Origin of the sequence: Hyphomonas sp., from assembly GCF_041398465.1 — a bacterium.
Lineage (GTDB): Bacteria > Pseudomonadota > Alphaproteobacteria > Caulobacterales > Hyphomonadaceae > Hyphomonas.
In genome coordinates, this window is sequence record NZ_JAWKUS010000007.1 from 1 (window position 1) to 11,249 (window position 11,249).

At 62.1% G+C, this 11,249-nt stretch carries 9 protein-coding genes; 2 read left to right on the forward strand and 7 right to left on the reverse strand.

The features are described 5' to 3' along the window. On the forward strand, window positions 1–376 hold a 376-nt coding region (locus R3C98_RS17410; protein WP_371315346.1), incomplete at its 5' end, for a 2'-5' RNA ligase family protein. 8 nt (window positions 377–384) lie between these two features. Here the strand turns inward: R3C98_RS17410 and R3C98_RS17415 are convergent. Together R3C98_RS17415 and R3C98_RS17420 are read right to left on the reverse strand one after the other, a co-directional pair. Next, window positions 385–2,100, reverse strand: a complete 1,716-nt coding sequence (locus R3C98_RS17415) for a SulP family inorganic anion transporter (protein WP_371315347.1) — start codon at window positions 2,098–2,100, stop codon at window positions 385–387. Between the two features lie 77 nt (window positions 2,101–2,177). Then, complete coding sequence (locus R3C98_RS17420) at window positions 2,178–3,923, reverse strand: cation:proton antiporter (RefSeq protein WP_371315348.1); 1,746 nt, start codon at window positions 3,921–3,923, stop codon at window positions 2,178–2,180. Between the two features lie 165 nt (window positions 3,924–4,088). On the opposite strand from R3C98_RS17420, the gene R3C98_RS17425 reads away from it, so the two are divergent. Further along, the gene (locus tag R3C98_RS17425) at window positions 4,089–4,946 is read left to right on the forward strand and encodes an alpha/beta hydrolase (RefSeq protein WP_371315349.1); all 858 of its coding nucleotides are present in this window, start codon (window positions 4,089–4,091) and stop codon (window positions 4,944–4,946) included. Here the strand turns inward: R3C98_RS17425 and R3C98_RS17430 are convergent. From R3C98_RS17430 to R3C98_RS17450, 5 genes are all read right to left on the reverse strand, one after another. After that, a complete protein-coding gene (locus R3C98_RS17430) occupies window positions 4,943–6,562 on the reverse strand; it encodes a hypothetical protein (protein WP_371315350.1) in 1,620 nt (539 codons plus the stop codon). The genes R3C98_RS17425 and R3C98_RS17430 overlap by 4 nt on opposite strands. Before the next feature lie 22 nt (window positions 6,563–6,584). Continuing rightward, window positions 6,585–7,598: a glycosyltransferase family 2 protein gene (locus tag R3C98_RS17435; RefSeq protein ID WP_371315351.1), complete on the reverse strand. Its 1,014-nt coding sequence runs from the start codon at window positions 7,596–7,598 to the stop codon at window positions 6,585–6,587. 106 nt (window positions 7,599–7,704) lie between these two features. After that, window positions 7,705–8,394, reverse strand: a complete 690-nt coding sequence (locus R3C98_RS17440; protein ID WP_371315352.1) for a TerC family protein — start codon at window positions 8,392–8,394, stop codon at window positions 7,705–7,707. A gap of 122 nt (window positions 8,395–8,516) precedes the next feature. After that, the gene (locus tag R3C98_RS17445) at window positions 8,517–10,493 is read right to left on the reverse strand and encodes an alkyl/aryl-sulfatase (RefSeq protein WP_371315353.1); all 1,977 of its coding nucleotides are present in this window, start codon (window positions 10,491–10,493) and stop codon (window positions 8,517–8,519) included. A gap of 240 nt (window positions 10,494–10,733) precedes the next feature. Next, window positions 10,734–11,249, reverse strand: a 516-nt coding sequence (locus tag R3C98_RS17450) for a lipid A-modifier LpxR family protein (RefSeq protein WP_371315354.1), incomplete at its 5' end; no start/stop codon positions are given.

Here is an 11,249-nt window from a genome sequence, read left to right on the forward strand (position 1 = left end):
TGTCCGGACTGTCGCCGAGGCTGTCGCCCCCTTCCCTTTCGCATGCACGCGTGCCGTGACTGGTACAGACCACCAGGATGAAACCGGCTACGCTTTCCTCATTCCGGACACAGGTGACGGTGACATACTGGAACTGCGGAACCAGCTGCACACCGGCCCCTTCTCGGGGCTGCTGCGGGCCGACATTCCTTATGTCCCGCACATAACGATCGGCCGGTTTGCCAGCGTCGAAGCCGCCGGGAAGGTATGCGATTCACTGAATACATTCGGCATCGATGTGTCAGGCCGGATCACCGCGCTCACGATTGTTGCCATGGATACACAAGGGACGATTCAGGAGATACAGGCCATCTCTCTGTCTCGCAGCAAGGCATAGCGCGCGGCTCACACTCCATCCAGCATGGCCAGCGCCTTTGTCTGTGCGGTCCGGATGTCCGGTTCCACTAAGACGTGCGGGGCTTCAACACCATGAGCCGCGAGGGCGGCTTCGTTGGCGGGGCTGAGGCCGGTCAGCCAGACGGCGATCTTCCGGCGATGAGCGGCTTCGACGAGCCCCTCGATCGTGTGGGCCGCCGTTGAATCAACGAATGGCACTTGTGAGAAGTCCACGATCAGGGCGCGGTGCTGGTCGCCGATCCGGTCCAGCACAGACCCAATGGTCGCCGCCGCGCCGAAGAAGAAGGCGCCGGAAATGCGATAGACGATCACATCACGGCGGGTGCTGGTGGCCTCGTCATAGGGGACGCGCTCGCGCAGATCGTCGGCCTCGTCCGGGCGGACCAGCGGCGCGCCGAGTTCCACGGTCGCGGCCTGCGACATGCGCTGGATGAACAGAGCCGCGCCAAGAGCGAAGCCGACGATAATCGCTTCGGTCAGGTCGCGGAACACTGTGAGGCCAAAAGTGGCAAGCAGCACCGCCGCATCGCCTTTGGAGGCATTCAGCAGGCGCCAGAAGGCGTGTTTCTCGAACATGTTCCAGGCGACCACCGCCAGCACGCCCGCCAGCGCCGCCATCGGGATGTAGGCAATCAGCGGCGCAGCAATGATCATCATGCCCAGCAGGAAGACCGAGTGCAGCATGCCGGCGACCGGGCCATGCGCCCCTGCCCTCACATTCGTGGCCGTGCGCGCAATCGTGCCGGTGACACAAATGCCGCCGAACAGGGCCGAGCCGATATTGGCCGCGCCCTGCGCCACGAGTTCGCAGTTGGAGCGGTGGCGCCGACCGGTCATCCCGTCGGCCACAACTGCCGAGAGCAGCGATTCGATGGCGCCCAGCAGGGTGAAGGAAATCGCGGCGGGCAGCACGTCCGTGACCTTGGCGATAGAGAGCGCCGGAACATGGGGCATAGGCAGACCCGCCGGCATCGCTCCGAAACGAGTGCCGATCGTGGCGATGTCGAGCTTTGCCAATGCCGTCACCAGCGCGGCCAGAACGACCGCCAGCAGGATGCCCGGCCAACCGGGGCGGAAGCGCTTCAGCGTGAAGATCACGGCCATGGTACCTGCCGCAATCGCAAAAGCGTGCCAGTCCGCTGTCGGGGCCGCCGAGGCGAGCACGGGTAGCTTCTCAAGAAATGGCCCCGGCTCCGCCCCGGCGAGGGTGAGGCCGAACAGATCCTTCAGCTGGCTGGAGCCGATGATGATGGCGATGCCTGCGGTGAAGCCGACCGTCACGGGGTAAGGCACGAACTTCACGAAAGTGCCCAAACGCAACCAGCCCGCGAGTGCCAGCATCACACCAGACAGCAACACGGCCAGGATCAACCCGTCCATGCCATGGGTCGTGGCGGTCGTGTTGACCAGCACGATGAAGGCGCCCGCCGGCCCGCCGATCTGGAACCGGCTGCCGCCCAGAAGCGAAACGAGGAAGCCGCCAATGATGGCGGTGATCAGCCCCTGTGCCGGGCTGGCCCCTGAAGCAACGGCTATAGCAATGGATAATGGCAGGGCGACGATGGCGACCGTCAGGCCCGCAATCGCGTCGGCGCGCAATTGGCCGAGCCCATAGCCTTCTCGCAGCACGGTCAGCAGTTTCGGCGTGTAGAGATCTGAAAAGCCTGGCGCGGGCGGCGCCGCCTTTTGCGTAAAAGATGTCATGGCTGGCCTGCCCCGCTATCCGCGAATGCATACCTATTACACCACCAGAAGGTGTAGGCGGAAGGGGGCGAGACGCCTCAGACTTTCTCCAGCATTGCCTTCCTGTATTCGGCATCGCGTTCCGCGCCGATGAGGGAGCGGACGGTGTCGGGCGTATAACCGAACTGCTCAAGCGCCCTGGCCGACATCTGCAGACCGGCCTCGATGGCGTCCGGCACAACATGGGTCGCCCCTGCCTGGAACAGGCTGCGCGAATGGTCTGCATCCTGCGCGCGGGCGAGAATCGGGATTTCGGGGCGCCCCCGGCGCACGGCCCGCACGATATGTTCAGCGGCTTGCGGGTCGTCGATCGTGATCACGACCATCGCCGCGCCGGAGAGCCCTGCCTTGTCGAGAATTTCCTTGCGGGCGCCATCCCCGAAATAAACGCTCCAGCCTTCCTTACGCAGGCGCGCGACGGTGTTCGGCCGGCTGTCCAGCGCCACCACGCGGGTGTTCTCTTCGTCCAGAATGCGGGCCACCGCCTGCCCCACCCGGCCAAACCCGGCGATGATGACATGGTTTTCCAGTTCCGCCTTTTCGGCCGGAAGTGTCGTCGCGTGGCTATGACCCTTGCTGTGCAAACGCCGGACGATGGATTGTGAACCGCGCCATGTGACCGGGATTAAAAGCATGGAGAGGCCGGCCACCGCGGAAACGAGCGTTGCCTGATCGCCCGTAATCAAACCGCCCGCAGCGCCCGCCGCCAGCACGACGAAGGCAAACTCCCCCGCCGGCGCGAGCAGGCCTGCCGTCTCGGTCGCAAGGTCGGGGCTGCGTCCGAAGATCCGGACCGCCGCCCATGCGATGGCGTATTTCACCACCAGCAGCGCGATCAGGCCCATCAGAACGAGCGGCCATTCCCGCGCGATCACGCCGAGGTCCAACCCAAGACCGACGGTCATGAAGAAGAGGCCCAGCAGCAGACCCTTGAAGGGATCGAGGTCCACCTCGGTCTGGTGCTTGAATTCGGTCTCGCCCAGCATCAGGCCAGCCAGGAAAGCGCCGAGGGCGATGGAGAGGCCGGCGCTCGCCGTCAAAACCGCTGCGCCCACAACGGTGAGCAGCGTGATCGCCATCAGGAAGTCGCGTCCACCGGCATCGGCCGCCATCTGGAACAGGCGGCGCAGCAGGAACCGGCCAATCACGAGAAGGATGCCGACCGCCAGCACGCCCTGTACCGCCGCCTCCAGCAGGACGGTGCCGAGGTTCGCCCCGACGTCCGACGAGGCAAAGCCGACGAAGATCAGGATCGGCGCAACCAGGATGTCCTGAAACAAAAGCACGCCGAGCGCGGTACGCCCGACCGGTGCAGAGGCCTGATGGTTCGCCGTCATCAGCTGCATCACGACAGCGGTGGACGACAATGCCAGCGCAAGCCCCACCACGATGGCGGCTGTCAGGTCGAAATCGAAAACCGTTGCCAGAATCGCCAGCAGGATGGCGCTGGCCGCGGCCTGCACAATGCCTGCGCCGAACACGATGCGCCGCAGGGACCAGAGCTGCTCCACCGACAGTTCCAGCCCCAGCAGGAACAACAGGAACAGCACGCCGAGCTCCGCGAACGGTGCAGCTGCGCCGGGCTCGGCAATGGTAAACATGCCGAGCGGCGCCCAGGCGTGCGAAAACGAACCGAGCCCCCATGGGCCAAGCGCCACACCGGCGAGAATGAAGCCGACGACGGCTGGAAGTTTCAGCATGCGAAGCGCCGGCACAACCAAACCGGCAGCAATCAGGAAGACCAGTGCGTCCTTGATCAGGATTTCGTGGCTTCCTTCGTGCATGCAAATTCCCCTGTCATTGCGAGTCGGCGGCCCCGCTGCCGTCACAATTTCATTCTATCGGACCAGCCCAACTCTCCAAGGGAAGACATTCCATTGCCTCAAGATTCAACGAATTTGCTGACGCATGGTGTTCCAAACAGGCTTCTTGTATGGAAGGTATCCGCCATGCGTTTCATATCTGCCGCGTTTTTGTGTCTTTTTGCCTGGATCGCCGTGCCGGGTCTGGCTTCGGCAGCCGACGTGTATCGCGATGTGGTCTACAACCACATGCCCGCGGTCAGCGACGGCAACTTCACCATGGACATCTACGCCCCGGACGAGGCGGAAGACCTGCCCATCGTGATCATGGTGCACGGCGGCGCGTGGACCTATGGCAACAAGCAGAATGCCATTGGCGAGAAACAGTCGGAATTCTTCACCGATGAAGGCTTCATCTACGTCTCGATCAATTACCGTCTGGCACCTGACCACCCCTTCCCGGCCCAGGTTGAAGACCTCGCCAGCGCCATCGCCTTTCTTTACCGCAACGCCGACGATTATGGCGGCGACCCGGATTCGATCTTCCTGATGGGTCATTCCTCGGGCGCACATTCGGTGGCACTGGTCTCGATCGATCCGCAATACCTGCGCGCCGAAGGTCTGGGCCTGGGCGTCATCAAGGGCACGGTGCCGCTGGATGGCGCCTCCTACAACCTGGTGCGCACGGGCGAAAAATACGGCGAACTGCCCCGGTTCTACAGGCCGGCTTTCGGAAGCAAGGAAACGGTCTGGCGCGAAGCCTCCCCGACCCTGCATGTGATGGATGGCCGGCGCATTCCGCCGATGCTGATCCTTTATGTCGACCGTCCGGTTTCACCTGACCGGGCAAAGGAGCTGGCCAAAACGCTGCGCGATCATGGCTATGACGCCAAGGCCGTGCTGGCGAAGAAGCGCTCCCACAAGAGCCTCAACAAGCGGCTGGGCGCCAAGGGCGACAAATTCGGCCCGATGATTGCGAACTTCTTCCGTAGCCAGATGAATTAGCGGCTGAGCTGATCAAGAAAGCTCTCGCCTGTCAGTTCCGGATTAGGCGGCAATCCAAGCCACGCATCCATTGTCGGAGAAACATCCAGCGCATCGGCCTTGCCGTGGTGCCCTGGCAGAACACCATTTGCCTTCAGATAAAAGCGGCCGAGACCGCCCGTGTGTCCGCCGGTCCGGCGGATTGGCGCGGGCCCGATGGTCCCGAGTTCGGGATGCCGGAAGCCCAGAGGCTCCCCCGCCCAGAGAATCTCGATGTCGCCTGTGCTGTCCGGAACAGCCATCGGGTCATCCCGGCTGGTAAAATAGATATCGTCGATGACGCATTCGCCGGTTTGGACATCCCGGCACGCGAGCAGGAGGTCGCGAATGCGATCCAGCGCGGCTGGGTATTCATCCTGAGCAATCTTTCCGTTCTTTTCCCGACCGACAACATTCAGGCGGATGCGGCCATCATAGAATGACGGCAGCGCGAAGGCCTCCATGTCGGGCCATGCGAAGCTGTAATGCATGCCAGGCATCCAGCCGAGAAACACTTCCGGATGCGGGGCCGATCCGAACACGCCCGGAATGTACCGGCTGAGTTTCCGCCTGACCCGGCTCATCAGCGGCCGGCGGCGCAATTCGGCGTGGCCCATCTCATCCGTGACGGCCTGCTCCCAGCGCTCCCCCGGCTGCAGCGGCGGCATGAGGCCATTCAGGTTCTGCCACCGGGCCGGCGCTTCAAAATTGGTCTCTCCCGTGGCGTGCCTGTAGAGAAGCTCCGGAAGCAGCAGCATGGACGCCACATCCGCGTTGTTGGATCCCATGCCGTGCATCCAGAACAGCGCAATGGCGGCATCCGGAAATGCCTCCTGCATCTGGCCGACCATGCGATCAAGTTCGCGATAGACCTCCCGCAATCCCTCACCGGCCGGCCTGGCGCTGGGCAGATTGTGCAAGGGGTGGTCCTGATCGAACCCATGCCACAAGGGCTCGATAGAGGAATGAAGCTCACTGACGACGGTGATCGCCATGTCCCAGTCCGGCGTCCGTTCGGAGAGCATCCACCTGGTGATGTCCGCGCGCTGTCGCAAGGCGGCGGCAAGCCGGGCGCCTGCCGCTTCGGCCTTCTCGGCGTCCGGCCAGACAAAGCCGTAGATGTCGTCGGCGGCCTTGTAGGGTCCGAACTTTTCGTTGATTTCGTCCAACAGCGTCGCGGGCCGCGCAAATGGTGTCACGCCCGGATCGTGAGCGCCCCAATTGGCAAAGCCATGCATGTCAGGGATGGAGGCCAGATCGAAGTAAGGTACATCCAGTGCGACGACCCGGCTCCCTGCCCGTTTCAGGAAGGGCGGTGTGCGCGTCAGCGTCTGAGACGCTATGTATGTAGACGGATCAAAGTCGACGGCTGACAACCGGCCGTAAACTTCGGGCGCCTGGCCAACGGCAAAATGCTCCCAGGAAAGACCGGATAGTTTGTTCCGGCCATGATCCAGATCGATGGATGCGCTGGCGTCGAACACAGCTTTCATGTTCGGCAAGTCACCCTCTGCCATCATGACCTGAGCGATCCTGTCTTCATAGCCATCGAGGCCAATGACGATCAGGCGCTGTTTGTCTGCATTGGTACGGGTCATGCGGGCATTCCTCGTGGCGGAATCAGATCTGCTTCAGATTGGTCAAATCGGTCTGCCAGCGCAGCCGGGCGTAAAGACGGTAAAACGGGTTCTTGCCGTCCCATATCTGCGGCCCCCAATCGATCAGGCCATGATTGGCAGCCTGCCGGATATATTCGGTCGCGGCCTGTGTACGTTTGCAGTAGGGATTTCTCTTTCGCTCAGCCAGCGCCGCCGGGAGCCAGCCGATCGCTTCAGCGGTGCCTGAGAGCGCTGCCCAGACAAATCCTGACCGGACGCCACCTGCGGCCATCACAATCAGCTCCTCGAACAACCGATAACTCACCCCTTCTGTCTTGGCCTGGATATAAATCCTGTTCCGGAGGTGATAGCGGAACCGTCCGCTCTTCCAGAGAATGCGCTGCTCGGCGGCTGAGCCATGTCCAATGGGCAGGTCACCGCGATAGGCAATGCGATAGCCCGCATTGATGAAACGGTAACAGAGGTCGAATTCCTCATGCATGAAGAAGAGCCGGGCATCATAGCCATCGACCTGTTCAAAGGCGGAACGCCGGATCATATGCCCCGCGCCGACAAAATTGTGGGCATCAAAATTCCGGCCCACAGCTTCTTCTGGTTCGAGCGGCTGATAAGCCCAGGCGTTCAAATCCGCATTCTCCGTGTCGCCGGCGTTGATGCGGAATGCAATCGCCGCAAGATCGGGATCTGAGTCCATCAAGGCCGCTGCCCGGGCGCAAACGTACGGATCCTGAAAAACCGCATCATTGTCGAGACCGACAATGAAGTCTGCCGTCCCCATGGCGCTCGCCTGATTTCTCCCACCAGGGCAGCCGGTATTCTTTTCGTTGAACCGAATTTGCACATTGGGCAGGTCTGCACAGTGAGCTTTCAGCTTCTGAACAGATTGCGGATTGGAGCCCTGGTCAACCACCAGAACCTTCACATCCACCCCCTGTTGCGCGCAGGCACTATCAATCGCTCTCAGCGTATCGTCGCTGCGATTCCAGGACAGAATGATGATGTCGACATTGGCCAAGACGCTTTCCCATCCGGTCAACTACCGTAGCAACGTAGCCGGGCAGCTACTATGCCAAGCAATTCACAGGCCACAGCCATTTACCCGCCGAGAAGAGGAACAATGATCAGTGGCAAACGCCGGGCGTGTCGAGGCCGAGCATAGGCAGGCCTTCAGCGCAGAGTTCGTGGCCGCCTTCCCAGATCATGTGCAGCGCTACATAGAGAATGATGGCGAGGCCCGCAAAAGCGATCCAGCGGTGGCGGTTCAGCACTTTCGCGATGAAGGTGGACGCGATGCCCATCAGAAGGATCGATAGCGCGAGGCCGAAGACCAGCACGACCGGATGTTCCCGTGCCGCACCTGCAACGCCCAGCACATTGTCGATGGACATGGAAACGTCGGCGATGATGATCTGCGTCACCGCCTGACGGAGGGTCTTTCCGGATCGCTGCCCGGCGACCGTGCCGTCGGCATTCAGGTCTTCGCCAGCGAGGGCCTCTTCAGCGTTGTGGGCCGCCTCTTCCCGGAGCTCCCGCCACATCTTCCACGCGACCCAGAGCAGCAGCACGCCGCCTGCGAAAAGGAGGCCGATGATCAGCAGCAGCTCTGCCGCGACCAGCGCGAAGGCAATGCGCAGGACCGTCGCGAAGATAATTCCGATCAGGATCGCCTTGCTGCGCTGCTGCTTTTCCAGCCCTGCCGCCGCGAGGCCGATGACAACGGCATTGTCGCCAGCCAGCACGAGGTCGATCGCCACAACGGCGAAGAAAGCCTGCAGGAGTTCGGGGGTCAGGAAAGTCAGGTCGGGGACCATGGGCCAAAGGCATCTTTCAGGAGTCCGGCCAGAATGGCGGGACTCAGCCCAGTCAATATGGGGGAAGCCGCACCGGCCTGCAATGAGACGGAATCAGTCCCGTTGCAGGCCGGTGATACGCCTTACGGTTCGACGACGTTGAACCAGAACGGCGCAGTTTCCAGTGTGCTGAACCAGGCGAGCAGCGCGCTCGGGTCGCCCTCCACTTTCGCCTCCCCTGCTTTCGCGATGTCCTGGAAGCTCCGTGTCTGGAGAATCAGGTCGTTAAACGCAGCGCGAGAAATCGTCAGCGTGGCCGCCGGCGATCCGGACGCAGACCCCGCCCGCGGGAAGGCCGTGTTGACGCCGACATCCAGCATCAGTGTCTCTTCAGTATCCGGGAACACGAAGTTCAACGTGAACGGATCGCGGTTCAGCTTCTCGGGGGCATAGCGGACGGCCAGCGCATTGAAGAGTTCCACCGTCGGCACGCCGGCGACGAACTCAGCGCTGGCGACCCGGCCGGCGCCGCTTTCCGGGATGCCCTTGCGCAGCTCAGCCGCGCCGGTCAGATAGTAATCACGCCATGCGCCAGACTCGGCCTGAAAGCCCATCTGCTCATAGGTGGCAGCGAGCCAGTCCTTTGCCACCTTGTTTTCAGGGTTCGTGAAAACAACCGCATTGAACACTTCAGCGGCCCAGCGATAGTCGCCGTCATTGAAGGCTTTCTCGCCGGAAACGAGCGCGGCGTCCTCGCCCCCCGCAAGGGCGACCATGCGCTTGGAGCGCTCTTCCATCGGCCAGGCATTGTAGGTAGCGGGTACGCCATCCCACCAGCCGAAATAGTACTGGTAGACCGCTTTGGCATTGTGATTCAGCGTGCCGTAATAGCCCCGGGTATCAAAATGCGATTCCTGGACAGTCGGCTCGGGGATATCATCTGCGATCTCGAACTGGGTCTGCCCTTCGTTCGCACGGCGGACCGTCTGGTCATGAGTGTAGCGGTACACATCGCGTTGGCCGCGAAGATAGTCTTCGACATTCGCCTGCCCGAACGTCGGCCAATGGTGCGAGGCGAAGGACACGTCGGACTTGCCGGCATAATTGGTCAGGACATAGTCCAGAACGCGGCTCCATTCGAGGAAGTCCCGCACTTTGGCTCCGCGAAGCGTGAGTCCATTGTGGAAGGTCGCAGTGGCGACTTCGGCGGTGCAGAGCGCACGGAAGTCAGGCAGGTAAAACATGAATTCCGCTGGCGCCTCCGTTCCGGCGGCATCGATGAATTCGAAACGGACACCATCAATCACCCGCTTTGTACCACGGCCAGAGATTTCTTCTGTCGGCGGAATGAACCCTGCCGTGCCGGCCGACGTCGCTGGGCCGAGGCCCGCGCCGACCTGAGCAGTTGGCCCGTTCGGCAAGGTCCGGCCAAACATCAGGATCGCTCGGCGGGACATGTAGTTGCCGGCCAGCAGGTTTTCGGACACTGCGTTTTCGGTGAACCCGATCGGCGCCAGCACCGGCACGCCTGCCGCAATATCTGCTTCCGAAATGATGCCGCGCACGCCGCCGAAATGGTCGATATGTGAGTGGGTGTAGATCACGGCGCTGACCGGGCGCTCGCCCAGCGTGTCATTGACGAGCTTCAGCGATGCGGCAGCTGTCTCCTTGGAAATCAGCGGATCGACGATAATCCAGCCCGTCTCGCCCCGAATCACCGACATGACCGACAGGTCGTAGCCACGTACCTGATAGAGACCGTCGGCAATTTCGAACAGGCCGTGCTTGCCGAGCAACTGCTGCTGGCGCCAGAGCGACGGGTTGACCGTGTCGGGCGCCGCACCATCGATGAAGTCGAACGCATGAACGGACCAGACGACATTGCCGTTCTCATCGACAATATCGTCCTGAATCTGCGCCAGCAGGCCGCGTTCCGCGTCTTCGAAGTCACCCGGCTGGGCCAGCGGCAGGCGGTCAGCCAGCGCCGCATTGGCTGCTTTGGTGGCGTCCGTCGCAACACCTGCGGGCGGTGCGGCGTCGGCTTTCGGGGCTTCCGCAGGCTGTTTCGAACAGGCGGCAAAGCTGATCAGCGCGGCGAGCGCCAGGGCGGCATGTCTCATTTTCTTCCTCCGGAAATTTTTCCTGCAGTCTGCGCCGGGCCCGTCAGGGACACAAGAAAGTCCCGAAATCCGGCCCAGCCAACTCCGATGCGGTATGTATATTACGAAGCGCCAGATGCCCAGCATTTATTGGCATTTCGACGGCCAATAACTTTCGGTTTCATACTATTGGTATGTATGTAGCAAAACCCCAGAGGGCTATGGGAGCGACTTCTCCCTCGTCGCTCCTGTGCGTGCGGCCTAGTAGGCCACCGAGAGCGAGACGGCACCAAACTGCTGGGGTCCCTGCTGATAGGCAAACTGCTCCGTCCGGTTCACCCAGGTGAAGGCAACCTGCACATCCCGGTAGTGCACCACGAGCCCGGCCTGAAGGTCGCCGGAAAGCGCCCGGCGGTCTTCGACCCTGGCCGAGTCGCGCCACAGATTGCCATCGAGGAACATGTCCCGCGCGATGGCGCGGCCATCGACACCGATAAAGGCATACCCGCCCCAGGGGTTTTCGTCAGTACCGGGAATGAACTCCCCTGCCCCGGCCAATGCCGGGCGGATGCGCGGCGGGCCGAAGCCTGAATCGAGATCCCATCCGATACGCGCCGTCAGGCCCGTATTCACATAAGTGCGCACATTTCCGAGCGCGAACCCGGCATGGCCCGCAAAATCCGTTTCCAGCCCGAACGGCAAACTGATCTTGTCCAGCCTCTGGAGGCGCTGGGCAATGATTTCGACGCCCGGCTCGTCCTTCAGCTGGTGGTGCCA